At 61.9% G+C, this 26,717-nt stretch carries 21 protein-coding genes and 4 tRNA genes; 9 read left to right on the top strand and 16 right to left on the bottom strand.

The features are described 5' to 3' along the window. Window positions 1-115: 115 nt before the first annotated feature. The 13 genes from PLH32_15575 to PLH32_15515 form a co-directional block, all read right to left on the bottom strand. A tRNA-Thr gene (locus PLH32_15575) sits at window positions 116-191 on the bottom strand. A gap of 48 nt (window positions 192-239) precedes the next feature. Then, window positions 240-316: transfer RNA gene (locus tag PLH32_15570), tRNA-Gly, on the bottom strand. Between the two features lie 202 nt (window positions 317-518). Then, window positions 519-601: transfer RNA gene (locus PLH32_15565), tRNA-Tyr, on the bottom strand. A 22-nt stretch (window positions 602-623) separates the two neighbouring features. After that, window positions 624-696, bottom strand: a tRNA-Thr gene (locus tag PLH32_15560). Window positions 697-1,217: 521 nt separating this feature from the next. After that, window positions 1,218-2,702 carry a cysteine--tRNA ligase gene (gene cysS, locus PLH32_15555; protein ID HQJ66027.1) on the bottom strand — a complete coding sequence of 495 codons (1,485 nt, stop codon included), beginning with the start codon at window positions 2,700-2,702 and terminating at the stop codon, window positions 1,218-1,220. After that, window positions 2,683-3,186 carry a 2-C-methyl-D-erythritol 2,4-cyclodiphosphate synthase gene (gene ispF, locus PLH32_15550; protein HQJ66026.1) on the bottom strand — a complete coding sequence of 168 codons (504 nt, stop codon included), beginning with the start codon at window positions 3,184-3,186 and terminating at the stop codon, window positions 2,683-2,685. The genes cysS and ispF overlap by 20 nt, the downstream gene beginning before the upstream one ends. 1 nt (window position 3,187) lies before the next feature. Further along, a complete protein-coding gene (gene ispD / locus PLH32_15545) occupies window positions 3,188-3,877 on the bottom strand; it encodes a 2-C-methyl-D-erythritol 4-phosphate cytidylyltransferase (GenBank protein ID HQJ66025.1) in 690 nt (229 codons plus the stop codon). A gap of 18 nt (window positions 3,878-3,895) precedes the next feature. Next, the gene (queA, locus tag PLH32_15540) at window positions 3,896-4,924 is read right to left on the bottom strand and encodes a tRNA preQ1(34) S-adenosylmethionine ribosyltransferase-isomerase QueA (GenBank protein HQJ66024.1); all 1,029 of its coding nucleotides are present in this window, start codon (window positions 4,922-4,924) and stop codon (window positions 3,896-3,898) included. A 104-nt stretch (window positions 4,925-5,028) separates the two neighbouring features. Next, window positions 5,029-6,057 carry a Holliday junction branch migration DNA helicase RuvB gene (gene ruvB / locus PLH32_15535; protein HQJ66023.1) on the bottom strand — a complete coding sequence of 343 codons (1,029 nt, stop codon included), beginning with the start codon at window positions 6,055-6,057 and terminating at the stop codon, window positions 5,029-5,031. Between the two features lie 14 nt (window positions 6,058-6,071). Next, a complete protein-coding gene (gene ruvA / locus PLH32_15530) occupies window positions 6,072-6,668 on the bottom strand; it encodes a Holliday junction branch migration protein RuvA (protein HQJ66022.1) in 597 nt (198 codons plus the stop codon). Window positions 6,669-6,686: 18 nt separating this feature from the next. Further along, window positions 6,687-7,184 carry a crossover junction endodeoxyribonuclease RuvC gene (gene ruvC / locus PLH32_15525; GenBank protein ID HQJ66021.1) on the bottom strand — a complete coding sequence of 166 codons (498 nt, stop codon included), beginning with the start codon at window positions 7,182-7,184 and terminating at the stop codon, window positions 6,687-6,689. Between the two features lie 6 nt (window positions 7,185-7,190). After that, window positions 7,191-7,940 carry a YebC/PmpR family DNA-binding transcriptional regulator gene (locus PLH32_15520; protein ID HQJ66020.1) on the bottom strand — a complete coding sequence of 250 codons (750 nt, stop codon included), beginning with the start codon at window positions 7,938-7,940 and terminating at the stop codon, window positions 7,191-7,193. Window positions 7,941-8,098: 158 nt separating this feature from the next. Then, window positions 8,099-8,674 (bottom strand): SPOR domain-containing protein, encoded by a 576-nt coding sequence (locus PLH32_15515; GenBank protein ID HQJ66019.1) that lies wholly within the window; start codon window positions 8,672-8,674, stop codon window positions 8,099-8,101. Between the two features lie 148 nt (window positions 8,675-8,822). On the opposite strand from PLH32_15515, the gene PLH32_15510 reads away from it, so the two are divergent. The 9 genes from PLH32_15510 to PLH32_15470 all read left to right on the top strand — a co-directional run bounded on the left by PLH32_15510 (window position 8,823) and on the right by PLH32_15470 (window position 21,119). Further along, complete coding sequence (locus PLH32_15510) at window positions 8,823-9,491, top strand: tetratricopeptide repeat protein (protein HQJ66018.1); 669 nt, start codon at window positions 8,823-8,825, stop codon at window positions 9,489-9,491. Between the two features lie 52 nt (window positions 9,492-9,543). Then, the gene (locus PLH32_15505) at window positions 9,544-10,908 is read left to right on the top strand and encodes a 2-isopropylmalate synthase (GenBank protein HQJ66017.1); all 1,365 of its coding nucleotides are present in this window, start codon (window positions 9,544-9,546) and stop codon (window positions 10,906-10,908) included. A 67-nt stretch (window positions 10,909-10,975) separates the two neighbouring features. Beyond that, window positions 10,976-12,931 (top strand): gamma-glutamylcyclotransferase, encoded by a 1,956-nt coding sequence (locus PLH32_15500; GenBank protein ID HQJ66016.1) that lies wholly within the window; start codon window positions 10,976-10,978, stop codon window positions 12,929-12,931. 105 nt (window positions 12,932-13,036) lie between these two features. Then, window positions 13,037-14,233, top strand: coding sequence for an isocitrate/isopropylmalate family dehydrogenase (locus PLH32_15495; protein ID HQJ66015.1), 1,197 nt, complete (start codon window positions 13,037-13,039; stop codon window positions 14,231-14,233). A gap of 184 nt (window positions 14,234-14,417) precedes the next feature. After that, window positions 14,418-15,146, top strand: a complete 729-nt coding sequence (locus tag PLH32_15490; protein ID HQJ66014.1) for a (Fe-S)-binding protein — start codon at window positions 14,418-14,420, stop codon at window positions 15,144-15,146. A 3-nt stretch (window positions 15,147-15,149) separates the two neighbouring features. Continuing rightward, window positions 15,150-16,583 carry a LutB/LldF family L-lactate oxidation iron-sulfur protein gene (locus PLH32_15485; protein HQJ66013.1) on the top strand — a complete coding sequence of 478 codons (1,434 nt, stop codon included), beginning with the start codon at window positions 15,150-15,152 and terminating at the stop codon, window positions 16,581-16,583. Further along, window positions 16,580-17,278 (top strand): LUD domain-containing protein, encoded by a 699-nt coding sequence (locus PLH32_15480; protein HQJ66012.1) that lies wholly within the window; start codon window positions 16,580-16,582, stop codon window positions 17,276-17,278. Before PLH32_15485 ends, PLH32_15480 begins: the two co-directional genes overlap by 4 nt. 32 nt (window positions 17,279-17,310) lie before the next feature. Further along, window positions 17,311-20,013 carry an aconitate hydratase AcnA gene (acnA, locus tag PLH32_15475; GenBank protein HQJ66011.1) on the top strand — a complete coding sequence of 901 codons (2,703 nt, stop codon included), beginning with the start codon at window positions 17,311-17,313 and terminating at the stop codon, window positions 20,011-20,013. 14 nt (window positions 20,014-20,027) lie between these two features. After that, window positions 20,028-21,119: an Ldh family oxidoreductase gene (locus tag PLH32_15470; GenBank protein HQJ66010.1), complete on the top strand. Its 1,092-nt coding sequence runs from the start codon at window positions 20,028-20,030 to the stop codon at window positions 21,117-21,119. A gap of 177 nt (window positions 21,120-21,296) precedes the next feature. On the opposite strand, the gene PLH32_15465 is transcribed toward PLH32_15470, so the two are convergent. The 3 genes from PLH32_15465 to PLH32_15455 form a co-directional block, all read right to left on the bottom strand. Then, window positions 21,297-22,517 (bottom strand): C1 family peptidase, encoded by a 1,221-nt coding sequence (locus tag PLH32_15465; protein ID HQJ66009.1) that lies wholly within the window; start codon window positions 22,515-22,517, stop codon window positions 21,297-21,299. Between the two features lie 54 nt (window positions 22,518-22,571). Further along, on the bottom strand, window positions 22,572-23,846 hold the full coding sequence (locus PLH32_15460; protein ID HQJ66008.1) for a hypothetical protein: 1,275 nt from the start codon (window positions 23,844-23,846) through the stop codon (window positions 22,572-22,574). 514 nt (window positions 23,847-24,360) lie between these two features. After that, entirely contained in the window at window positions 24,361-26,472 is a 2,112-nt protein-coding gene (locus PLH32_15455) for a GEVED domain-containing protein (GenBank protein ID HQJ66007.1), read from the bottom strand. Window positions 26,473-26,717 lie beyond the last annotated feature (245 nt).

The following is a 26,717-nucleotide window of genomic DNA, read 5'->3' as shown; positions in this document are numbered from 1 at the left end:
CAATCGTGCCGATGTTCACATGCGGCTTGGTCCGCTCGAACTTTTGCTTTGCCATTTTTACATCCTCCGGACAATAATCTAGTTTGAAAGCTGTTACTTGTGCGCTTGTGATGAATGGAGCCCGAGACCAGGATTGAACTGGTGACCTCATCCTTACCAAGGATGCGCTCTACCGACTGAGCTACTCGGGCATACGGAGTGATTCGAAGCGTGGCATGGAGCAACCTGGTTCCATCTTCTGGAGCGGGAGACGGGACTCGAACCCGCGACCAACAGCTTGGAAGGCTGTGACTCTAACCAACTGAGTTACTCCCGCCTGAAGGGGCTCTGCGGAGATAAAAAAAGCCGGCATCGATTAAAACAGCGCCAACCGAGACCGACCGGATAAACCATACCGAGAAATAGTAACCCTCCTCGCCTGGTTTGTCTTCCGGGTTGGGATGAAGACACAGGTTGTGATCCGCTCACACGCTTCGAGTCGTACAGGGCCGGCAGCATGCACCCCGCCGGACCGAGAGTGGAGAGGGGAGGATTCGAACCTCCGAAAGCGTCAGCTGACAGATTTACAGTCTGTTCCCTTTGACCACTCGGGTACCTCTCCATATCCAGACTTTATATCAAAGAGCCACCAGCAGGAATCGAACCCGCGACGTCCTCATTACAAGTGAGGTGCTCTACCTACTGAGCTATGGTGGCGCGGTTTCGCACCATAACCAAGTTAGCCGTATAAGTTAGCAATTTCTTGGAAATATGCAAGAAAAAAATTCATTCAGTACTAACAATATCGCCCCACACTGGCACGGCCTGCCGGCGCGGATCAGGGTGCATCGGCTCACCTCTGTCCGATCAGAGGTTATGTGCCCGATACCATCGGCCGGGACCAGCCGCTCTAAATGGCCTGCGATCGCTGTAAGTTTTGCGAGGGATGACGACATAGGAAGCCCATCCAGCCTTGGCGAACGGCATTTTGTCGCTTCAAAGTGCGTCGAGGATAATGGTGGTCATCATTATTTGGTACTCAAGGCACCCAGCCATTAAATAAGGCCTATGAAAGGACCCCAAATTCACGACTCAAGCAGAACAAACCGGCAAGGATGGGGATTGCCAATATTCGCCTCTGGCAAGATCGCGGCAATGCCGCAAATTTACTCCATGGAGGAGGATGCTTTACGTACTGATTCGATGACTTGTCTAGCAAATTTGCGAGATTGTTTTCGTCATCGCATCACCTTCCAGCGCGTCCCCTCCTTGCCGTCCTCTATCACCACCCCCAGTTCCTGCAGCTGATCGCGCACCTGATCGGCCATCTGGAATTCCCGCTTCTGCCGCAGCGCCGCACGTAACTTCAGCAGCAACTCGATGAAGGGCGCCGCCTCCACCCCGCCGCTTTCCTCCTGCTGCAGCCGCAGTCCCAATACCTCGCCGGCCAGGCTGGTCAGGGTCGCCCCAAAGAGCTGCGCGTCGGCTGGGCTGCCGCCCACATCGAGATGCTTGTTGATCTCGCGGCAGAAATCGAAAAGGTGACCGATCGCCGCGGGGGTATTGAAATCGTCGTCCATGGCCTCGAGGAAGCGGTTGCGATAGGTGTCGATGAGAGCGGCAGCCGCCTCAGAGGCCGTGGCGCTCCCACTATTGGAGGGTGTTGCCGCCGCAACAGCCGCCGCATCGGCAGTCCCGCCCCGCTCTGCAGCCCGCCGCCGGACAGCCGCCAGCGTGGTGCGCAGCCGCTCCAGCCCTTGGCCGGCCGCGGTGATCGCCGCATCGCTGAAATCAACCGGAGAGCGGTAATGGCTCTGCAGGATGAAAAAGCGCACCTGCTCGCCGCTGAACTTGCCCAGGGCCTGCTCGACAGTGGTGAAATTGCCCAGGGATTTGGACATCTTGATCCCATCGACCAGCACCATGTTGTTGTGCAGCCAGTACTTGACAAAGCGTTTGCCGGTGGCCGCCTCGCTCTGGGCGATCTCGCATTCGTGGTGGGGGAACTGGTTCTCCATGCCGCCGCCGTGGATGTCGATGCTCTCGCCGAGATACTTCATCGACATCGCCGAGCACTCGATGTGCCAGCCGGGAAAGCCGCGGCCCCAAGGACTGTTCCACTGCATGATGTGCTCCGGCTCGGCCTTTTTCCACAGCGCGAAATCGGCCGGATGGCGTTTCTCCTCGATCACATTCAGGCGCGCCCCCGCCATCTGCTCCTCCACCTTGCGGCCGGAGAGCTTGCCGTATGCAGGGAATTTGCCGACGTCGAAATAGACCGAGCCGTTGACCACGTAGGCCATCCCCTTCTCAATCAGTTTTTGCACCAGTTCGATTTGCTCGGGGACGTGGCCGCTGGCGCGCGGCGAGATGTCGGGGCGCAGCACATTGAGGGCGTCCATGGCGGCGAAATAGGCGCGGGTGTAGCGCTCGACCAGTTCCATCGGCTGCAGCTGCTCGCGTTCGGCCCCGCGCAGGATGCGGTCCTCGCCGCTGTCGAGCAGATGGCCGACGTCGGTGATGTTCTGCACATAGCGCACCTTGTAGCCGAGAAAACGGAGATAACGCACAATCACATCGAAGGAGACATAGCTCTTGACGTGACCGATGTGGGGATTGTCGTAGACCGTCGGGCCGCAGACGTACATGGTGACGCGGCCGGGAGTGATCGGCTCGAAAAGCTCTTTGCTGCGGGTGAGACTGTTATAGACTGTGAGTGGCATCCTTTTCCTCTCCTATCCGTTCGACCAGCACCACCGCATGACACGAGGCGCCCTCGCCGCGCCCCTCGTACCCCATCCCTTCGCTGGTCGTCGCCTTGACCGAGACCGCCTCGACGGCCACTCCCAGTGCGTGGGCGATATTCGCGCGCATCCGTTCCACATACGGCGCCACTTTCGGCCGCTGCAGGATGAGGGTGGCATCGACGTTGACTACCGCGTAGCCCCGTTCCCTTGCCAGTCCGGCCACCCGGCCGAGCAGCATCAGGCTGTCGGCGTCCTTCCAGCGCGGATCGCTGTCGGGAAAGTGCTTGCCGATATCCCCCAGAGCCAGTGCTCCGAGCAGGGCGTCGCTGACGGCGTGGCAGAGCACATCGGCGTCGGAGTGGCCGAGCAGCCCGAGTTCGCAGGGGATCTCGACCCCGCCGAGGATGAGCTTGCGCCCTGCGACGAGGCGGTGAACATCGAATCCGTGACCGATGCGCATTTCAGGGCTCCAGGAGGGCATGGACCAGAATCAGGTCTTCCGGAGAGGTGACCTTGATATTGCGGTAGTCGCCGGGGACGACCCGCACCGGATGGCCGAGCGCCTCGACCAGGGCGGCGTCGTCGGTGCTGAAAACCCCGCAGCGGGAGGCCTCTTCATAGGCGCTGCGGATGAGGTCGCTGCGGAAGACCTGCGGGGTTTGCACCAGCACCAGGCGGCGGCGGTCGAGAGTGGCCGTGATCCGCCCCGCCTCGGTCTCCTTGATGGTATCCTTGGGCGGCACCGCGGCGATAGCGGCACCCCCCTCCCGCGCTGCGGCAATGCAGGCGGAGATGATCTCCGGGGTGATCAGGGGCCGCACCCCGTCATGGATGGCGACCAGTGGGCTCGCCGGGGGCAGAGCGGCCAGGCCGTTGGCGACGGAATCGTGGCGTTCGGCGCCGCCCGCGAGGGCGAGCATGTATTTGGCAAATCTCCAGCCGGCGATCTCGGCGCCGCGTTCGGCGACAGCGTCGGGCGGGAGGATGACGATCACCGCCCCGATCTCCGGACAGGCCTCAAAGGCCCGCAAAGTGTACCACAGCAGCGGCCGCCCGTGCACAGCGATGAACTGCTTGCTCACCGCCCCGCCGAAGCGCTTGCCCTGGCCGGCGGCAACAATGAGGGCAGTACAGCTCGCGCTCTTTTCCATCCGTTCGAAGTCAGCCGGTTAGAGGATCAGCATGCTGTCGCCGTAGCTGAAGAACATGAACTTGTCGCGGATCGCCTTGCGATAGGCCTTGAAGACCAGATCGCGGCCGGCGAAGGCGGAGATCAGCATCAGCAGGGTCGATTGCGGCAGATGAAAATTGGTGATGAGCCGGTCGACGATCTTGAAATCGTAGGGCGGATAAATGAACTTATCGGTCCAGCCGTGGCCGGACTTCGCCCAACCCTCGGAGGTGACATTGGCTTCGAGAGCGCGCACGACACTGGTGCCGACGGCGATGACCTTGTGCTTGCTGCGCATGGTCTCGTTGATCGCCGCAGCCGCTTCATCGGAGATCTCAAAAAACTCGGAGTCCATCTTGTGGCGGCTCAGATCCTCGACCACCACCGTACGGAAGCTGCCCAGGCCGAGATGGAGGGTGAGCGGAACCACCTTGACCCCCTTGGCCTTGATCTTTTTTAAAAGGGCGGGTGTAAAGTGCAGACCGGCGGTCGGCGCCGCGACCGCGCCGCGGTCCCGGGCGTAGACGGTCTGGTAGCGTTCTTTGTCGCTCGGCTCGGGTTCGCGCTTGATATAGGGCGGCAGCGGCGACTTGCCGATGCGGTCGACGATCTCGTAAAAATCGCCGCTGTAATTGAAGCGGACGACGCGTCCGCCGGAGACGGTGTTATCGATGACGTCGCAGGCCAGTTCGTTGCCGATAGTCAGGCGATTGCCGACGCGCACCTTGCGCGCCGGTTTCACCAGGACCTCCCAGAGACCCAGTTCAAGTTCGCGCAGGAGAAAGACCTCGACGCGGGCGTCGGTCTTGTCCTTACTCCCCTCCAAGCGGGCCGGGAAAACCTTGGTCTGGTTGATGACCAGGCTGTCGCCCTTTTCCATGTAATCGATCACATCGGCGAAGATGCCCTCCTCCATGGTGCCGGTTTCTCGGTTGAGGATCATCAGGCGGCACTGGTCGCGCTCCTCGCTGGGATATTGCGCAATCAACTTCTCGGGCAGATTATACTTGAAATCGGACAATTTCATCGCGGCGATTCCTCCTCTATAGAGTGGTGAATCCGGATCGCGCCGGATTTCGCGACGGGGATCAGGTACTCCAGCATCGTAATGCTGTTTTGCCAGGGACAGCGTTACTCGAAGAGCTGTCCCTGCAGGGGATGGCCTTGTTTGCGGCCGAAATGGGCATAAGCGGCCGCTGTAGCGACCCGGCCACGGGGCGTCCGGTTGAGGAACCCGGACTGGATCAGATAGGGCTCGTAGAGCTCCTCGATGGTATCGCTCTCCTCGCCGATGGCGACGGCCAGGGTGTTGAGGCCGACCGGTCCGCCGCTGAACTTGTCGATCACCGTCAGCAGGATGCGCTTGTCCATGTCATCGAGGCCGGACTCATCGACGTCGAGGCGTTGCAGCGCCGCCATGGTGCGTTCGAGGGTGATCTCGGGTTCGCCGAGGATCTGGGCGAAATCGCGGACGCGGCGCAGCAAGCGGTTGGCCACGCGCGGGGTACCGCGGCTGCGCCGGGCGATCTCGAGGGCGGCCTCGGGCGCGATCGCCTTGTCGAGGATCCGCGCCGAGCGCAAGACGATCTCGCGCAGCCGCTCGGGCTCGTAGAAATCGAGGCGGAACGAGACCCCGAAACGAGCGCGCAGGGGCGAGGTCAGCAGGCCGGCCCGCGTCGTCGCCCCGACCAGGGTGAAATGGGGCAGCTTGAGCTGGATCGAACGGGCGTTGGCCCCCTTGTCGAGGATGATGTCGAGTTTGAAATCCTCCATGGCCGGGTAGAGATACTCCTCGACCACCCGGTTGAGGCGGTGGATCTCATCGATGAAGAGGACGTCATGCTCGCTGAGGTTGGTCAGCAGCCCGGCGAGGTCGCCGGCGCGTTCCAGCGTCGGACCGGACGTCAGGCGGATATTGGCGCCCATCTCCCTGGCGATGATATGGGCCAGGGAGGTCTTGCCGAGGCCCGGCGGTCCGTAAAAGAGCACGTGATCCAACGCCTCGCCGCGGGCGCGGGCGGCCTGGATGAAGATATGGAGATTCTCCTTGACCTTGTCCTGTCCGATGAACTCGGCAAAGCGTCCCGGCCGCAGGGTCGCGTCGAATTCCCGTTCGCCGTTGAGGGCGTCCGGACAGGTGGGACGGTCATTCGGATTCACCATACTCCTTCAGCTCAGCCCTGCAGGGCCGTGCGTAGCAGATCTTCCAGTTTGGCTTCAGCGCCCAGCCGGGCGGAGGCTTTATCGATGGCCCGTTGCGCCTCCAGCTTGCTGAAGCCGAGTCCGGTGAGCGCGAGGATAGCCTGTTCGCTGAGCTCGGGAGCGGCCGCGGGGGCCGGGGTGGCATCCGCACTGCCCTTTTGCAGATGCTGCGCCGCCTTTTCGCGGAGATCGAGGATCACCCGCTGGGCGGTCTTTTTGCCGAGGCCGGGGATGCGTGTCAAGGCGGCCTCATCGCCGCGGGCGATCCAGCCGTAAAGTTCTTCGGGGCGGCTGCCGGAGAGAATGGCCAGACCCGAGCGCACGCCGATGCCGGAGACCGAGAGCAGGAGTTCGAAGAGCTCCTTTTCGGCGGGAGTGGCGAATCCGATCAGGGTCAGGGCGTCTTCGCGCACATGAAGATGGGTGTGAAGCAAGACCTCGGCGCCCACCCCCGGCAAGGCGGCGAAGGTCGAGAGCGGAATGAGGAGTTCCATGCCCATACCGTCGCGCTCGACGACCACGCGGGTCGGTTCTTTGAGGGTGAGAAGGGCGCGCAGGAATGCAATCATCTTCAGGGTATCCGTCTCTCAAACAGGCACCTGGTGCCGTTGGCTCTGCCAGCGCAGGGCGTGGCAGAGGGCGATGGCCAGGGCGTCGGAGGCATCCAGGGCCTGATCCTGGAGGTCGACGCCGAGGAGCCGGGTCACCATGCAGCAGACCTGCTCTTTGCCGGCGCCGCCGCGGCCGGTGACGGCCATTTTCACTTCCGATGGCGCATAGGCTGAAACCGGCAGCCCGGCGTTCAAGGCGGCGAGAACGGCCGCGGCGCGCGCCTGCCCCAGCATCAGGGAGGAACGGGCGTTTCGGGCGTAAAAAATATCCTCGCAGGCCGCCACGTCCGGCCGGTGCTCCGCGATCAACCTCGCTACTCCGTCGTAGATCTCTTTAAGCCGCGCGAAAAAGCCATCGGCGCGGCCGGGGCGGATGGTCCCGCAGGCGAGATAACGGGGTCCATCGCCGGCGGTGATGGAGACGATGCCATAGCCGGTGACCTGACTGCCCGGGTCAATGCCCATCACCACCATGCGGCTTTACTCTTCCATCGCTTCCAGGGTTTTTTCGTCGATGTCGAAATTGGCATAGACATTCTGGACATCCTCGTGCTCTTCGAGAGCGTCCATCAGTTTGATCACCGATTCAGCGGCCTTGCCTTCGACCTTGACGGTATTGGCCGGCTCGCGGGTGAGTTCAGCCGAATCAAAGGCGATTTTGGCGCCATCGAGGGCTTTTTTAACCGCTTCGAGCTTGGCCGGATCGGTGGTGACGCGGAAGAAATCCTCTTCGAGGGTGATGTCCTCGGCCCCGGCATCAAGAGTAACCATCATCAGGTCGTCCTCGGTGGTGTTTTTGGCCGGGATCACGATCACGCCCTTTTTGGTGAACATCCAGGCGACGCTGCCCGATTCGCCGAGGGCGCCGTTATACTTGGAGAGCAGGTGCCGGATTTCGGCCACGGTGCGGTTCTTGTTGTCGGTCAGCACTTCTATATAGACGGCGACGCCGCCCGGCCCGTATCCTTCGTAGGTGATCTCTTCATAATTGACGCCCGGGAGTTCGCCGGTGCCGCGCTTGATGGCGCGGTCGATATTGGCGGCCGGCATGTTGGCGGCTTTGGCAGCGAGCACAGCGGTGCGCAGCCGGGGATTGGACGATTCATCGCCGCCGCCGTGGCGCGCCGCGATGGTTATTTCCTTGATCAGCCGGGTGAATGCGCGTCCGCGGGCGGCATCCGTTTTTTCCTTTTTACGCTTGATCGTTGCCCACTTGGAGTGGCCTGACATAGTACCTCCCAAAAATAAACCCGCCACCCCAGCGAAGGGATGAACGGGAGTTACCTTAAACCGGCGGTATTTTCATGCGATTTATGCCCGCTGCGGATAATTCACCAGTTTTTATAAAACGGCGTTAAATATAATAAAAAAATGGCTTAAAATCAATACTAATTTTGCTGGCGGTCCCATTCCAGTGCCGTGGAATCGGGAGGCGTGGTGTAGAAGATATTGAGTTTCGGGGTGAATTCATGCACTTGCGAGCGGACGATCCAGGCGCCGGAGAAGCCCTTGCTGATGGCGCGCTGCTGTAGCGAGTCGGCGGCGGCTCGGGTCAGACAGTCGCCGAGGCGCAGTTTGTAGTAGGGATTGTCATAGAGCAGATAACTGTTTTCGGGAAAAAAGCTGCGCGCATCGTCGCGGGCGCGCCGGGCCTCGCTCTCATCCCGGGTGGCGAGCAGCTGGATACGGAAGCCCTCGACCATGCGGCTGCTGTCGATGACGGCCTTGTTCTTGATGCGGCTGAGCAATTCGCCGCCGCTGATCGCGTCGCCGCGGCCGACGGTGAAGTCTCCGAGAAAGGCGCCGAGCTCAACCGGATCCCAGTTCTCCTCCTGCTGCAACGCGGAATCGGCCGGCGCTGCCACCGTCGTGGCGACGGCCTGCGCCGGGAGACGCTGCTGCGCGGCTGCGGCGCTGCAAAGAACGACGAAAAGCGTCAGGAGCCCATACATTCTGATTTTCATGGAATTCTCGCCGAAATTGTCGCGTTATTCAGTATGGACCGAATTTATTACTATTCCTGTTCAAAATCAATGAAAATATCCCTTGACTATCAAAGACAAAGGGCTTATAATACCAGCTACGCAAGCTGTCTATAATCAGGAGAGAAAGATGACCACTTCATCGGGTTTGATGGACGACATGGAGCTGCTGGAATCGGATCAGCTGGATGACCTGCTCCGCGATCTGGAGAAACAGATCACCGGGGATCCGACCGATCTGCGTTCGCTGCTTATGCTGGGCAACGGGTACTATTTGCGCGGCCGGATCGACGCCGCCGCGGAGACCTTCCAGAAAGCCATCGCCGTCAATCCACGCCTGCCTTACGCCTATTACTACCTCGGCATCTGCCATTACCGCGCCATGCGCCTGGAGAAAGCCATCGAGGCCCTCGAGCAGTCCATCGCCTCCTCCCCTACCATGATCATGGCCTATTATTGGTTGGGTATGGCCTACTATCACTGCGGCCATTATTACAAGGCGCGGCTGGCCTTCGAGAAACTCCTGGAGAATAATCAGGAATCGGCGATCGCCCACTATCATGCCGCCCTCGCCTGCATCGCCGATCAGGCCTACGATTGCGCCCTGCACCACCTCGATAACCTGCGCGAACAGGGCCACACCGATCCCCATATCATGCTCTATCTCGGCAATGTCTATTTCCGGCTCAACCGCACCCGCGAAGCCATCGCCGCCTACAAGAACGGTCTGGACAAATTCCCCGGCAACCGGCTTTTACGTGATGCTCTGGAACATCTCACTGAGGTCCAGGAGCCCTGAGGTTTGCTTTAGCACTGGAGGCAGCTCCATCCATGATCCTGTCGGAGGTCCCATGTCCATTCACCCAGCAAATTGGCAAAGAATTGAAAAGGCCCCAAGTCATCCCCTGGTGGATGTCGAAGAGCCCAACCTCATGCGCGATGTTTTTCCCTACGATGAGGTTCCCAGAACGGTCTTTGACGGGGTGACGGTCGATGCTCGTCCGGCCCCCGAGATCTGGATGACCGACACCACCTTCCGTGATGGACAGCAAGCGCGCACCCCCTTCACTGCCGAGCAGGCGAGCACCCTCTTTGATCTGATCCACCGCCTCTCCGGCCCCAACGGCATCATCCGTCAATCCGAATTTTTCATCTACTCCGAACGCGACCGCGAGGTCCTCGAGGAGGTGCGCAACAAGGGATACCGCTTTCCCGAAGTGACCGCCTGGATCCGTGCCAATCCCAGCGATTTTGAGCTGGTCCGCCAGGCCGGGCTCAAGGAAACCGGCCTGCTCACCTCCATCTCCGACTATCATATCTTTTTGAAATTTAAAAAGACGCGCCGCCAGGTGCTCGACGATTTCATGAAGGTCGTCCGCGCTGCCGCCGAGGCCGGCCTTGAAGCCATCCGCTGCCATTATGAGGATGTCACCCGCGCCGATTTCTGGGGCTGCGTCGTCCCCTTCACCGAGGAGTTGATGGAATTTTCGGCCCATAGCGGTTTGCGGATCAAAATCCGCCTTTGCGATACCATGGGCTACGGCCTTCCCTATGCGACTGCCGCCCTGCCGCGCTCGGTCCCCAAGATGATCTATTACCTGCAACGCGAATTCGGCATCCCCTCCGCCAACCTCGAATGGCACGGCCATAACGATTTTCACAAGGTGCATATCAACGGCGTCGCCGCCTGGCTCTCCGGCGTCGCTGCGGTCAACGGCACGATCCTCGGCTTCGGCGAGCGCACCGGCAACTCGCCCCTGGAGGCCCTGGCCGTCGAATACGCTTCGCTCACCGGATCAACCAATGGCATGGATCTTTCGGCCATCACCGACATCGCCAACTACATGCGCAGCATTGGCACGGTGATCGCCCCCAATTACCCCTTTGCGGGAGAGAATTTCAACGTCACCATGGCCGGCATTCACGCCGACGGAGTGATCAAGAACGAGGAGATCTATAACATCTTCGACACCGGCAAGATCCTCAACCGGCCGCTCGGCGTCCATATCACCGACCGTTCCGGCATCGCCGGCGTCGGCTATTGGGTCAGCCAGCAGCTGCAGAAACAGGGCAAGCCGCCGGTCGACAAGCGCGATGCCCGCGTGGCCAAAATATTCGAGTGGATCGAGGCGCAGTATGCCAACGGCCGCGTGACCGCGATTTCGCAGGATGAGATGCAACAGCAGTTTGCGCTCCATTTCAAACAGGACGCCTGACCCCACCGGCCGGGCCGCACACTAACCCTCGTGAGCGCGCGGCGCCAACCGCCGCGCGGCCTTCTCCATGGTCGTCGATGCCCAAACACCGCCCGCGCCCGCCGCGGCAGCCCGGGACAGCGCGCCGCAGCTTTCACCCCATTCCGGCGAGGAGCTCGACGCGCTCTTTGTCTATGGCTCGCTCAACGACGATCATCATTTCCGTCTCCTCACCGGTCAGACCCTGAAGGGCATCCCGGCCCGGCTCGACCATTTCCGCCGCGTGCAGCCGCAAAACGCCTTTTCCTTCGCTATTCCCTGGCGCGGGGACCACATCGACGGCCGGCTGCTCACCGGCGTCACACCCGCCTTGCTCGCCCGCCTCGACGACTATGAATCGGCCGGCGCCCTATACCAGCGCCAGGTGGTGGAGGTCAACGCCGATGGCCGCCGCTTCAAGGCCTGGGTCTATATCGCCGATCCCGAGGCCATCCGCCCCTGGCTGGAACGCGGCTTCGCCGAACGTGACCGCATCGAGGCCTTTGTCGAACGCACGGTGCAGCACTATCTCGAGGAAAAGGCCGACCGCTGCCTGCTGATCGACCGCAAGCAGCTCGCCCTCGCCGTCACCGAAGAGCTGCTCTCCGAGGAGATCCAGAGCCTGATGACTACCGCCTTCCGCGAGGAGGGCATCGCTCCCTGGATCCTCAAGCATGAGATCGAAAAGGCCAGCCTCCCGGACCTTGGCTGGCTCGAGAGCGACGCCAAGGCCCGGCGCTACGCGGGCGCCTACCTCAACCTCGCGGTCAAATTTATGATTTTCAATCAGATCGAGACCCGTTTCCGCCGCGACTTCCGCGGTCTCTCGCGCACCGACGCCACCCTTTACGAACATACCCTCTCCTCCCTGATGGCGCTGCGCCTGCTCGTCGATCAGGAGAGCGCCCTCAAGAACGCTATGAGCCAGCTCGGCGTCGACTCCCTCCGCCCCGATTACGCCTATCCGGACTATGCCGTGGCGGCGATCTTCATCGCCGAAGAACTCTGGCAGGAAGAGCGCGCCCGCGAGGTCGCGGCCTGGCTCGACCAGAACCGCCAGAACGGCCAGACCCCCCTCGGGGCGGAGCTGGAATTTTCCCCCCTGGGCGTTCGCGCCGTCCAGGCCCGCGAAAATGAGGATCCCCTCTTCGACAGCTTTTTCTATTTTCACGACTTTGACCTGCATCGCCGCGGTTGGAAACTGGGCGCCCACGTCGACGACCATGGCTTCGCCGCAAACCGCCGCGAGCGCTCGCGCGGCTTCCTCGAACTCGCCTTCGGCCGTTACCGCCTCTTCGGAGACGTCTCCAAGCCGGCGACGCAGGATCCCTGGGTCCTCGCCCAGCTCATCAATCTAGCAACGCGCTACCTCGGCATCAAGCCCCACAGCCTCCATCTCAGCCTTCAGGCCGACGAGACCATTCCTTTCCGCCCGCTGGACCGTTCCGAGTACTTCCTCTGCCTGGTGATGCTCGGCGGCGACCTGCGCGAGGACGCCGGCGGCCGGCTGCGCGAGATGCGCATTTTTCAGGAGGAGATCCTCCATCCCGATACCGGGCTCTATCTGTCCCGGCTCAACCGCCACAGCCAGGAGCCCGATGCATCGAGCCGCACCGCGGTGGTCGAGTTCCAGTTCTCCCGGCTGCATTACGATTACGATTACCAGCCGTTGATCATGGCCCTCAAGGGTTTCCAGCGGGCGGCCAATCCCGCACCCTTCAAGGACTGTAATGGCTGTCCGAACCAGGAAGCGAACCGCGACCTTGAGATCGCCTTGAAGCAGTGGGCCGCTTACCCGACGCCGGTATCGCCGGCGGATTGCAGCACCTTCCTGGGGCTTGTCGAGTCCGGACTCGAACAGGAGGCGACGGTTGCGGGACCCGAGTACGCCCGCTATGCCCGCCAGATTCTCGAACAGATCGCCCAGAGGCTCGAGCGCCGCAACCAGCGGATCATCGATTATCACCAGCGCTCGCGCCGACCCGAAGATCATGACCATTATTAACCAGCCCGCATTCGACCGGGTCGCAGGGCCAGAGGTCATCGTCACTCCCGCCGTCAACCACCGGACGGCGGCAACCTTTAACCGCATCATTCTACAGGAGCCGTTATGCAGAACGAGGTAATCGATCGCGCCAAAGAGCACTTTGCCAAAATCATCACCGATCAGCTCGCCCGTGTGGAGCGCATGAAAGCAGGAGAGCAACCGCTCAATTTCACCACCCTGAAGCCTATCATCATCGGCTTCTGCTGGGGCGACGGGATCGGTCCGATCATCTCGCAGGAGACCCAGCGGGTGCTGGAATACCTGCTGAAAGAGGAGATGGCCGGCGGCAAGGTGGACTTTCGCGCGATCGAGGGTCTCACCATCGAAAACCGGGTCCGGCATCTCAAGGCGATTCCGGATGATGTGCTGGCTGAACTGAAAGCCTGCCATGTCATCCTCAAGGCCCCGACCACCACCCCCGAAAAGGGCGGGCCCTATCCCAATATCGAGAGCGCCAATGTAGCCATGCGCCGCGAACTCGACCTCTTTGCCAACGTCCGCCCGGTCAAGGTGCCGAAGGATAACATCGACTGGATCTTTTTCCGCGAGAATACGGAGGGGGCTTATATCCTCGGCAGCAAGGGCATTCAGGTCACGCCCGATCTCGCCATCGATTTCACCGCCACCACCCTGCAGGGCTCGGAACGCATCATCCGCATGGCCTTCGACTATGCGGCGAGGAATGGCATCAACAAGGTGACGGTGGTGACCAAAGCCAACGTCATCAAAACCACCGACGGCCTCTTCCTCGAAACCGCCGAGCGCATCGCCAAGGAATACCCCGCCGTCAAATGGGACGCGTGGTACATCGACATCATGACCGCCAAGCTGATCGATCCCAAACGCCGCAGCCAGTTCCGCGTGGTGGTGCTCCCCAACCTCTACGGCGATATCATCACCGATGAGGCCGCCGAATTCCAGGGCGGCGTTGGCACCGCCGGCAGCGCCAATATCGGCACGCGCTATGCCATGTTCGAAGCCATCCATGGCTCGGCGCCGCGCATGATCTCCGAGGGCCGCGGCGCCTACGCGGATCCCTCCAGCCTGATCCGCGCCGCCGCCATGATGCTGCGCCATATCGGCCTCGGCGCCAAGGCCGACCAACTCGAGATGGCGCTCGACATCTGCGGCCAGTTCGAGAAGGAGGTGGTGATCACAGGCCGTGAGGACGGCGCCACCGGCCGGGAATTCTGCGATTACCTGCTCGAGACCATGCGGGATCCCTACCTGGCCAAGCGCTGGCAGGCACTGGCGGGCTGAGGCGGCTGGAAGGCCGTGCGCGGTGCGCGAATCCGCCGACGCTCTCACTTCTCGTCCCCACCCACCCGGGTGGGAATGGGAGGGGGGCGCCGGGCTCTCGCGGCTACCTGGGTTCTGGTGCCCACCCGGGCTCCTGCAGCCGCTGCATGGAATAATTCTATCCTATTAATATAAAAAGGTTTATATGAATGTCGCCCTTTTCATACCCTGTCTTTCCGAACACCTCTATGCCGAGTCGGCCCTATCGATGGTCAAGGTGCTCGACCATTTCGGCATCACCATCGATTATGTCGAGGATCAGACTTGCTGCGGCCAGCCGGCCTTCAACTCCGGTTACCGCAAGGAGATCGTCCCGGTCGCTGAGCGCCTGATCCGCCTCTTCGAGGGGCATGAATATATCATCGCCCCCTCCGGCTCCTGCACAGCCATGGTGCGGGTCTTTTACAAGGAGCTGGGAATCGATCCCGCTCTCAAACCGGCTCTCGAGAGTCTGGGCACGCGCATCTTCGAATTCAGCGAGTTTCTCGTCGATGTCGCCAAGGTGGCCACGGTCGACGGCTCCTTTCCGCACCGGGTCACTTATCATGACTCCTGCCACCTCCTGCGCGAGCTCGGCGTGCGCGAGCAGCCGCGCCGCCTCATCCGTGCCATCAGCGATATCACCTTCGTCGAGATGGAAAAACCCGACACCTGCTGCGGCTTCGGCGGCACCTTTTCCTACAAGATGGCGGAGGTCTCGCTCGCCATGGTGGAGCGCAAATGCCGCTACATCGAAGCCAGCGGCGCCGACTACGTCATCGGCGCGGACTCGAGCTGCCTGATGAACATCGACGGCTGGCTGCGCAAGCACAACATGCACGCACGCGGATTGCATATCGCCGATCTGCTGGCCCGGAGCCTTTCACTGGAGTGAACAATGCAAACCTCCCCTATCCACATTAAAACCTATCTCCACGAAGCCCTGGCGGACGGCCGTCTGCGCGAGGCGGTGGACAAGGCGACCCAGACCGCCCTTAAAAAGCGCCTCGACAAGGTCGAGCAGCTCCCCTACTGGGAGGATCTCCGTCATCAGGCCCACCAGATCAAGAAGGAGACGCTCGAGCACCTCGACCATTACCTCGAGCGCTTCGAATCCCGGTGCCAGGAGAACGGCATCGTCGTCCATTGGGCGCGCGACGCCGAGGAAGCGCGCAGCCTTATCCTCGAGCTGATGCGCGACAAGGGCGTCAAGACTGTGGTCAAGTCCAAATCCCTGACCACCGAGGAACTCCATCTCAATCATTTTCTCGCCGAAAACGGTGTGGAATCGCTCGAGACCGACCTCGGCGAATACATCGTTCAGCTCCTGGATCAGATTCCCTCGCACCTGACCGCGCCGGCCCTCCATCTCACCCGTGTCGATGTCGGCCGGATCTTCCATGAGAAGCTCGGGGTTCCCTACACCGAAGATCCCGACGCGCTGCTGCAGATCGCCCGCGCGCGCCTGCGCGAGAAATTTCTCTCCGCCGACATGGGCATCTCGGGCGTCAACTTCGCCATGGCCGAAGAGGGGAGCTTTTGCATCGTCGAAAACGAAGCCAACGGCTTTCTGACCCTGGGGATGCCGCGCCTCCATCTGGCGGTGATGGGCATCGAAAAACTCCTCCCTGATCTGGCCGCGCTTCCCCCCTTTCTCAAGCTCCTGCCGGCGAGTGCCACCGGACAAAAAATGACGAGCTACCTCCACCTCGTTGGCGGGCCGCGGCGGCAAGCGACCGGCGAAGGACCTGAGGAGGTTCACCTGCTCCTCCTAGACAACGGCCGCTCCAAGATCCTCGCCGACGGTCAGCTGCGCGAGACCCTCTGCTGCATCCGCTGCGGAGCCTGCCTCAACGTCTGCCCGATCTACCAGCAGGTGGGCGGCCACGCCTACGGCTGGGTCTACATGGGGCCGATCGGCATCACCCTGATCCCGCAGTATCTCGGCGAGGTGGAGGGGCGTTATGCTCCCTACGTTTCGAGCCTCTGCGGCGCGTGCTTCGAGATCTGTCCGGTGCGGATCAACATCCCGCATCACCTTCTCAAGCTGCGCAACCGGGTGGTGGAAACCGGCAACACCGGTGCCATGGAACGCGCTGTCTTCCGCGGCTTCGGCTGGCTCGCGAGCCATCCACGCCTCTACCGTTTTGCCACCTGGTTTCCGGGCAAGCTGCAGCAGCTGTTGCCCGGCGAGCGCGCCTTCGTGGTCCCCGGCTACGGCAGGGCGCGCGCCCTCGGCCGCTTCGACAGCCGGGGATTCCGCAAGCGCTACAAGGCCTGGCTCAAGCGCCGCTCGAATCCCGCAACCGCGGGAAAGGAGGTTCGGTCATGAACAACGCACGTGAAGTCATCCTCGCCCGGGTGCGCGCCGCTCTGGAACAGCCCTCCCATCTCCCGCAGGCCCCTGAGGGGGTTGTGGCACGGATCGAGGCCGCGATACGGACGCTGACGCCGCCGGACCTCCGCGGGCTCGCTGCACAATTCAAACGCGAGCTCGAAGCGGTCTCCGGCGAGTGTTACCTGCTCTCAAGCCCGCAAGCCGCGGCGGAAAAACTGAAGGAGCTGCTCGGGGCTGCGCCGGCCGCGGAGTTGGCCCTCGACGGCGATCCGCTCAGCCGTGCCGCAGCCGAGAGGCTTGAAACGACGGCGCGCTTCGATGCCAGCACCCTGGCAACGGAGGAACGCCGCAGCCAGCTGGCCGCCGCCTCCGCCGGCCTGGTGACGGCCGATTTCGGCATTGCGGACACGGCCACCTGCGTGCTCCGCCATGACGCGGCGCGTTCGCGCTGGGCCGCGGTGCTTCCGGAGACCCTCTATGTGCTGCTGCCGGCTGAGCGGCTGGTGCCGCATCTGCAGGCGCTGACGGCGAGGCCGGATGCGGCTGCAATCCGCGATATGGTGATGATCACCGGCCCCAGCCGCACCGCGGACATCGAAAAGATCCTGATCCTCGGCGCCCACGGCCCCAAACGCCTGGTCGTACTGATCATCCTGAACCAAACACACTTTCACCAGAGTAACTCATAAGAGCCTGGTTTTGCCAAGTGAAAGGAAAGCCCATGTCACCCGTATCACAGGATCCCTTCTCCGCAAAGCGCAAACTGAACACCGCCGCCGGGCCGGTCACCTTCTACGCCCTCGACACCCTTGACCAGCACGCTTCCGTCTCCCGCCTCCCCTTCAGTATCAAGGTACTGCTCGAATCCCTGCTGCGCAACTGCAACGGCTTTGACGTGACGGAAGCGGATGTGATCCATGTCGCCGGCTGGAATGCGGCCAAACCCGCGGAAGTGGAGATCCCCTTCAAACCGGCGCGGGTGATCATGCAGGATTTCACCGGCGTCCCCGCCGTCGTCGACCTGGCGGCAATGCGCTCGGCCATGCAACGCATGGGTGGCGACCCCAAAAAGATCGAGCCCCTCATCCCCGCCGAGCTGGTCATCGACCACTCGGTCCAGGTTGACACCTTTGGCAGCCGCGAGGCCCTCGGCCGCAACATGGAGATCGAGTTCCAGCGCAACCGCGAGCGCTACGAGTTCCTCAAATGGGGCCAGAAGGCCTTCGAAACCTTCAAGGTCATCCCCCCAGGGGTCGGCATCATTCACCAGGTCAACCTCGAATATTTTGCCCGCGGCGTTTTCACGGCCGACACGCCGCAAGGCCGGGTGGCGTATCCCGACAGCCTGGTCGGCACCGACTCGCACACGACCATGATCAACGGCCTCGGCATTGTCGGCTGGGGCGTCGGCGGCATCGAGGCCGAGGCAGTAATGCTCGGCCAACCCCTCTACATGCTCATGCCCGAGGTGATCGGCTTCCGCCTCAGCGGTCGCCTCCAACCCGGGGCCACGCCGACCGACATCGCCCTCACTGTAACCCAGATGCTGCGCAAAAAAGGAGTGGTCGGCAAGTTCGTCGAATTCTACGGCAGCGGCCTCTCGCAGATCACCCTGCCCGACCGTGCCCTGGTCGCCAACATGGCCCCCGAGTACGGCGCCACCATGGGCTTCTTCCCGATGGATGCCGAGGCCCTCGCCTACCTCACCCGCACCGGCCGCTCCAGAGAACTGGTCGACCTGGTCGAGCGCTACAGCAAGGAGCAGGGACTCTTCCGCAGCGATGAAACCCCCGATCCGATTTTCACCGACAGCCTCGAGCTCGACCTCGGCACGGTCGAGCCCAGCCTGGCCGGACCCAAACGGCCGCAGGACCGCATCCCCCTCTCGCGGGTCAGCAGTGCTTTTAAAACCACCCTCAGCGCTCCGGCCGAGCAGCGCGGTTTCAATCTGCCCGCCGAAAAACTGGACGAGAAGGTCGAGATCGAGCTGGCGGGACACAAGGCGGCCCTCGAGCACGGCAGCGTCGTTATCGCCGCGATCACCAGCTGCACCAACACCTCCAACGCCTCGGTGATGGTCGGCGCCGGTTTGCTCGCCAAAAAGGCGGTCGAGAAGGGGCTGAAGCAAAAGCCATGGGTCAAGACCAGCCTCGCCCCGGGTTCGCGCGTGGTCACCGCCTATCTCGAGAAGAGCGGCCTGCTGCCCTGGCTGGAGCAGCTTGGCTTTGCGGTGGTCGGCTACGGCTGCACCACCTGCATCGGCAACAGCGGGCCCCTGCCGGAGGCGATCGGTGCGGTAGTCAAGAGCAACGAGCTGGTGGCGGCAGCGGTGCTCAGCGGCAACCGCAATTTTGAGGGACGCGTCAATCCCCTGGTCAAGGCCAACTATCTCGCCTCGCCGCCGCTGGTGGTCGCCTACGCCCTCGCCGGCACGATGAACCTCGACCTGGCGACCGAGCCGCTCGGTACCGGCAAGGATGGCAAACCCGTCTATCTAAAGGATATCTGGCCCTCCCCGGAGGAACTGCAGGCGGCGCTGTCGTTTGCAGACGATCCGGAGAATTACCGAGCGATGTACGCCGATGTCAACGCCTTCAGCCCGGAGTGGAACGAAATTCCGGTCAAGGGCGGCGCCATCTTTGAATGGCAGGCCGATTCGACTTACATCCAGGAGCCGCCCTTCTTCGTTGGTCTGCCGGCGCAGCCCGGGGCGATCAGCTCCATCGAGGCAGCGAGGGTTCTGGCCCTGCTCGGCGATTCGGTGACCACCGATCATATCTCCCCCGCCGGATCGATCCCGGCCGAGAGTCCAGCCGGCAAGTATCTGATCTCTCTCGGGGTGCAGCCGAAGGATTTCAACTCGTACGGCGCCCGCCGCGGCAACGACCGGGTGATGGTGCGCGGCACCTTCGGCAACATCCGCCTCAAGAACCTGCTCGCCCCCGGTACCGAGGGCGGCGTCACCCTCCACCTGCCCGACGGAGAAAAAATGTGGATCTACGATGCCGCCATGCGCTACAAGGAGGAGGGAACGCCCCTGGTGGTGCTGGCCGGCAAGGAGTACGGCACCGGCTCCTCGCGCGACTGGGCGGCCAAGGGCACCCTGCTGCTGGGGGTGCGCGCGGTCATCGCCGAGAGCTTTGAGCGGATCCACCGCAGCAACCTGGTCGGCATGGGCGTGCTGCCCCTGCAGTTCAAGGAGGGCGACTCCGCAAAAAACCTCGATTTGACCGGCCACGAGGCGTTCACCATCCGCCTTGACGACCATCTCAAGCCGCGCCAGGAGGTACAGGTGGTCGCCCGCGCCGCGGATGGCAGCGAAATCGTCTTCAACACCCTCTGCCGCATCGACACCCCGGTGGAGGTCAGCTATTACCGCCACGGTGGTATCCTGCCGGCGGTGCTGCGGGAGATGTTGAAATAAATCGGGAGGTCCCCATGTCCATCATCGTCAACGATCAAAAGCTCCTCCAGTTCGTGCAGGCGGTTTTTCAGACCTTCGGGGTCGCGCCGGACCAAGCCCATATCTGCGCTGAAAACCTGGTTCTAGCCGACCTGCGCGGCATACCCTCACACGGTGTGGCCCGTCTGAAACGCTATGTCGACGGGATGATCAACGGCACGATCCTGCCGCTGGCAGCGCCCGAGATCGTCCGCGAGGCGCCCTCCACGGCCACAATCGACGGCCACGCCGGTCTCGGCCAGGTGGTTGCCCACTTCGCCACGGAGTTGGCCATCGCCAAGGCCAGGCAGAGCGGCGTCGGGGTGGTCACGGTGCGCAACTCCAACCACTACGGCATCGCCGGCTACTACAGCCAGATGATGCTCGAGGCGGGACTCCTCGGGATCTCGATGACCAACTCCGCCCCCCTGGTTGTGCCCACTTTCGGCAAGGAAATGATCATCGGCACCAACCCGATCTCCCTGACCGCGCCAACCAGGCGCAACCGCCCCTTCTTCCTCGACATGGCCACCGCGGTGGTGCCGCGCGGCAAGCTCGAGGTCTATGATCGCCTCGGCAAGGCGCTGCCGCAGGGCTGGGCGGTGGATGCCGAGGGCCGGGTGACCACCAGCGCCGCCGAGGTGCTGAAAAACATGACCAGCCGTGCAGGCGGCGGCATCCTCCCCCTCGGCGGCGCAGGCGAACTCTTCAGCGGCTACAAGGGCTACGGCATGGCCGTGCTAGTCGACATCCTCTGCGGCGTCCTCTCGGGCGGGGCCTATGGCGATAGGGTCGACAGCAAGGGTCCGCATGGAGAAAACCAGCCGGCCGAGGTGGCTCACTTTTTCATGGCCCTCCGGATTGAAAATTTTGTCGAGTTGGAGATTTTTCAGGACAAGATGGACGATTTCATCGACCGGCTCAAGGCTTCGGCCAAGGCCGATGGCGCCAACCGGATCTTCATCCACGGCGAAAAGGAGTATGAGCTCTTCGAAAAGCACAAGCAGGAGGGCGTGCCGCTGGAGGAGAAGGTTTACGAGATCCTCAAGAGCATCGGCGCGCAGCGAGGCGTGGCCTTCTCGCTCTGATGCGTACCAGCCCCGCTTTCTGGCGGACACCCGAAACGGAACGAGCTGAACCGGACCGGGTAGGACCGAAGCGCTCAAGTGGGACCGAAGTGCGCGCGTGCGACAGAGCCGCGCGGGTGAGATCGAGGCAAGCCCGGGTCCGGAGGGACCCGGGCTTTTATCGTCTGCATCCTTGTACTATTTGAATTTAGCCAGCACCTCTTTGGCGGCATCCTTGTGCAGGGTGCAGCCAAGCATCTTCAGCCGTACATAATCTTCGTGAAAGAAATAGTAGCCGGGATGACTGCTGTTGTAAGCCGAACTCCACGAGTCCTTGACCAGATACCAGTCTTTTCCCTCCTTCTCCACAAAGCCGACCAGGTGCAGGCCATGGTCATCGGCGGTGGTGCCGTTGCTGAAGCGGAACTGGCGCGCCGCGTTATCGATGTAGGCCGAGGGGATGTCCCAGGAGGGGACCACCGCCATACCAGCGACGCCGCGCGAGTAGCCGGGCTCGCTCATATCCCCGCCGATCTCGATCGAATAGCCCTTGCGGATGGCGCTTTTAATGACGGCCATGAAATCGTCAAGCGGGACATTGTAGTAGTCGGCGTTATGCCACCAGTTGTCCGGCACCTCGTACTCCACCCTCGCATACCAGGGCTTTTCCATCAGCGAAAGCAGATCGACATAGTCATCGGGATTGATCCGCACCACTTTGGCGAGATACTCCTGAGGGGTGTAGACAGCCCCGTCGGCCGTGACGGTTGCCGGCGGCGCGCCGAGGTAATGGTCGAGAATGGCGCGCACCGTGGCGACGACGGCCTCTTCATTCCAGCTGTTGGTGGATTTGACGCTCTCGAGGTAGGCATGGATCTCGGGGAAAAGGGTGTTTTCGTGGTTGTGATAGATCGCACCCGACCTGAGCCCGGTGTAAGCGGCCGCCGGGACGCAGCCGTACTTTTTCCAGATGCGGAAGACCGCATTGGCCTCCGAGCCCTCGCCGTGAAAGCTCTGGCCGCGGCTGCGCACAAACTCGCGCGCCTTTTCGACATGCTCCCAGTAGACCGTGTAGAGCTCGGAAAGGTCGATCTTGCGCCCGCTCTGGCGGTAGACCTCCGATTCGAGCATCGAGGTCGTCGAGAAACACCAGCACATACCCGAGAGGCCTTGCAGGATCGGCGGCAAATGCCAGACGCTCTTGAACTCCGCGACGGAGGCGGGCGCGGCAATCGTCGAGAAATCGAGCTGCATTACCTTTTTCGGTTCGCGGGGCGGTTTGGCCTTTTGCAGGGCAGCCGAAATCGAGTCGAGCTTCGCATCCCGGCGCACCTCGAACACCGCGCGATCGCGGCGCTCCTGGGCGCGCAGGGGGATCAGGAGGGAAAAGACGAGGAGGATGGGAAGGCATCGTTTCATGGTGGTTCTCCTTGTTACGATCCGTGAAAGGCCCTGAGCGATCTTGCGGGGGGGTCAGGCCGCTTCGAGGCCGACTCTTGCCGTCGCTGATCCGGGGAGCCGTTCGAGGCTGAGCGTGTAAACGAATTGATCCTTTTCCGTTTTACTGGATTCCTCCAGCACTCGGATTTGATTGGGGCTGAAACGCAACCGGACCGGGCTGCTGATTTTTAGGATGAAACGCCGGCCGGCAAGGGCCTCCGGCACCGGCCGGATGGCGCCGAAATCCAGATCAATTAAGGGCCCTTTGAGCGCAACCGCCGTGCCCACATGATGCGCCAGCTGCTGCTGGAAGAAGGTGGAGTCGGGGGCCAGCAGAGTCTCCACGCCGGTATTGAAATCCGCGAGATAGCGCACCCAGCCCTCCACCACCTCCCCATTGCGCGCCGGGTCCTCGTGCAGCAGGTTCGGCCAATGCATGCCGCAGGTCGGGCCGCTTATCCGGTTCGCCGGGGTGCCGCCGATGACATCCCAGTCAAAGAGATCCTCCCCGCGATCGACCGTCATCACTCCGTTATCGACACCCAAAACCGCGAACTGCACTGCCCCGGCGTTGGCCATCGTGCTGAAAGGGGTGTTGATATAGGTGATGCCGCGCTGCTTGAGCACTTGGGCCATGCTCACCGTTTCACCCGGAGCCGGGCCGAAGCCATGCAGGAAGGCAGTGGGGACGAAGGATTTGGGAAAGGGGCCGAGTTGGTTTTGCTCGAGCAGACGGGCGTAATAGTCGAGGTGGCGTTCGACTTGGTCCAGCGGCCGCATGCGGCCGCTCCGGTCGGCCCATTCGGCCCGGGTGAAGTGGCGGTCGGCCCAGTACTCATGTCCGAGGCCGTGCAGGGTCAGTTCAATATGGCGCGTGTTGCTGCGGATGATATCGGCGGCCTCTTCCAGCCAGGGTCCCACCCATTTACGGTTATCCCATTTCTCGCGCATCCAGGTGCTGGTCGGAACCTCGCGCAGAATATTATGCCGGTCCCATTCGCAGAGAATCGTCGCGGCTTGCGGCCGCACACCCAGCGTTTTGCCCAGATCGGCTATGGCCTGGTAATCCGCCGGGACATGATGGCGCCTTATGCCGGTTCGATAGGGCTCCTGACGGGCGCTGCCATCCTCGCCCGACCACCAGCCCACGTCATCGATCACGATCTGGATCGGCATCGGGACCTTTGCCGATATGCCGCGGGAATCGATCTTCGTCCTTCCTTTGCAGCCCGCCAGTCCGCTGAAAGCCAGTCCCGCCGTCCATTGGGCGGTCTGCCGGATAAACTCACGTCGCGGGATCTTCTTCATATTCTCTCCCTGTTGCGGTATCCCATCCGTTTCAAAAATCGCTTCATCGCCGGCCACCACTCCGGCGGAATGGCGTTGGATTTGTTCTTGAAGATCGAGGTATGCAGTTCGAGACAGACGCTGTCGATGAACGCTCACAGCCCGCGGCGAGCCACGTTTCCATGGCGCCGCAAGATTTCATCAGCATCTTCCGGAATGATCTGGGGCGTGTCCAGGCACCGATAAGATAAGACTTGAAACGAGCAGCGTATGAGTACGCATTTCGCTCTGGACGCCTTTCTTCAACCGGTTGGCGGTCATGCCTGCCAGGGGATGGAGAGCAGGCGCAGCTCCGGTTTGCGTCCAATTTAACCAGGGAGGCGGTGAAAAGCAAGCAAATACCGCATCGCGAGGCGTATCTTGCCCTTGCAGCCCGAAGACGGCGTACCTTAGAAGAAGGGATCGACAGGGACGAAGGGGGGAGGCGCTGCTGCACAGTGGTGGGGGCACTGGCAGCAGCGCCTTAGGGGAAACCTTATTTAATATATTCCATCCGCCGGGCGTGCTCGAAACCGGCGGTCTTCAGTTTATAGATGTAGGAACCGCTCGGGAGCGCGCTGCCCTTTGCGTCACAGCCGTCCCATACCACCGCATGCGATCCCGCGGGCAGAGCCCGCCGGACGAGCGAGCGCACCAGCTGGCCCTTCATGTTGAAAATATCCAGCGAGACAAAGCCGGCATTTTTCAGCTTGAAGGGAATGATGGTCGTGGGATTGAAGGGATTGGGATAATTCTGCCCCAGATCAAAGTCACTCGGCGCCGCCACGGTGATCTCGACCGGCGCGCCGAACTGCAGATGGCCGCTGCGGTCAAGGTCTGCCAGCTTGTAGCGGTAGGTCTTCCCGGGCTCGACCGCTTCATCCGCATAGCTGTAGGTGTGGGTGCCGGAGCTGGTGCCGGCCCCGTCGATCAGTCTTGCGGTGATCTGGGCGAACTCGCCTGAACCCTCGGCGCGGAAGAGATGGAAACCGAGATTCTCGGTCTCGGAACGGGTCACCCATTCGAGCACCACCGCCCCGGCCTGGATTCTTGCTGTGAAAGAGGACAATTCGACAGGGACGTCGAGGCGGATCTTGTAATCCTCGACCTCGCCGTCTTCGGCGGCCCCGGCAGGTTCAAGTTTGCCGGTTGAATTGAAACGGAACCGGGCGCACACAGCCCGGGTCTTGGCGGTATCCGGAATGTAGAAGCTCAGGGCATTCTCGCCGGCGTTGAGGATCTTATCCTTGAATATTTGTTCCCCGGCCTCGCTCCAGTGGCCGTTGTCGTTGAAATCGATCCAGGCGTTAAGAAAACCCGGAGAGGAAGCCGTCACCACCACCGATCCCTTGTGGCCGGTGATCAGGCTCTTCTCGTCAAAGACCACGCCATCCTCATCGGCCAGGCTGTCGGCATCATCCCCTTTGGCATCGGCAGACTGGAGGCCATCGGGTTCCGCATCGATGAGCTTACCGAGGCGCAGATTGCCGAGGCGGTGGCGGGCGCCGTCACTGGCGAGCAGGGTCGGGAATAAAGGATCGGGAGCATCGCCGAAGTCGTACTCAGCCGGGAGGATGGTGATCGGATAATCTTCAACCTCGCCGTCACCCGCCGGGCCGGTGAACGAGAGCGTCCGATCCGTGCCGAACCGGAAGCGGGCGAAGGTAACTCCGACCTTGGCTTCTGCAGGAATGGTGAAATTCAAGGTATTGGCGCCAGCCTGTAGCGCAACCCCGGCAAAGACTTGCTCGCCGGCTTCCGCCCAGCTGCCGTTACCATTAAAGTCAACCCAGGCATTGAGCCAGCCGGCCTTCGAGGCGGTGACGGTGAGAGCGGACGGACTGCCCTGAGTGAGATGATCGGGCTCCGCAAAGATGACGCCGTCCTCATCATCGCCGTTGAGGTCATCGCCGCTGGCATCGGCATTGGGCTGGCCATTTTCCTCCTTGTCGATGGCTGTGCCGAGAAAGCAATCGGCTGTGATGATGTGGCGCGCGCCATTGTTCTTTAACAGAGTCGGATAGGTGGGATCCGGGGCGTCGCCGAAATCCCAGTTGATGCAGACCGTCTGGATCTCGACCCGGTAATCGATGCGGCTGTTGGGTCCGACCTCGAACCGGACCTCAAGACGCTCGCAGGCCGGCTGCGGGGTGATCTTGGTGTAGGAGAGTTCGTAGCCGTTGGCGAAGCCAAATTCAGGGACAAAATCGCCTTCACATTTCATAAAGCCATAGCCGTCCGGTTCGGGATACTCCGTCTCGGGCGTGGGCGGGCACTGCTCGACACTGTTGAGCCATTTGATCAGGTGATCGGTGAAGCCGGTCATGAATTTGCCGGTGCCGTTGACCAGGCTCCACTCCACTTGGGCCCAAACATACTTGGAGTAATTCTCGCGGTAGGTATTGGGCACATCGATCTTGGCGATGATGTACTGGGCCTGGGGGCCGGTGTTGGAGGCGGTGCCCGTGGCCTCGGTTTTGGTCCAGTTGGGCAGTCCCTTGGGATTATCCCACCAGACCGGGGTTCCGGCCGCGAAGGACAGACCGGTCAGGGTAAGAAGCAGGCAAAGGCCCCTTCGGCCTGTAGCGATCACACTCTGCGGTTTCATCAACGCTCCTCCCATAAAAAGCTGACACCTGTCACTTCAGGATGACAACGGCGCCGGCTTCTGAAACCCCCGGCGCGTTAATTATGTGCTTAATCTCTTTATTTACAGCACCAGGAATTAAGGCGGCCCTGGTACGCTGCAAAGCTGGCAAACCGTGTGCCACATTCCTCTCGACCGCGCCCGTCACCGCAGCAGCCGAGGCCCATGCCGTTTCCGGGTGGGCGCGGGAGCCCGCCCTCCTCTCC

The organism is bacterium, from assembly GCA_035419245.1.
Classification (GTDB): domain Bacteria; phylum Zhuqueibacterota; class Zhuqueibacteria; order Residuimicrobiales; family Residuimicrobiaceae; genus JAKPUX01.
This window is presented reverse-complemented; position numbering and strand designations above follow the sequence as displayed.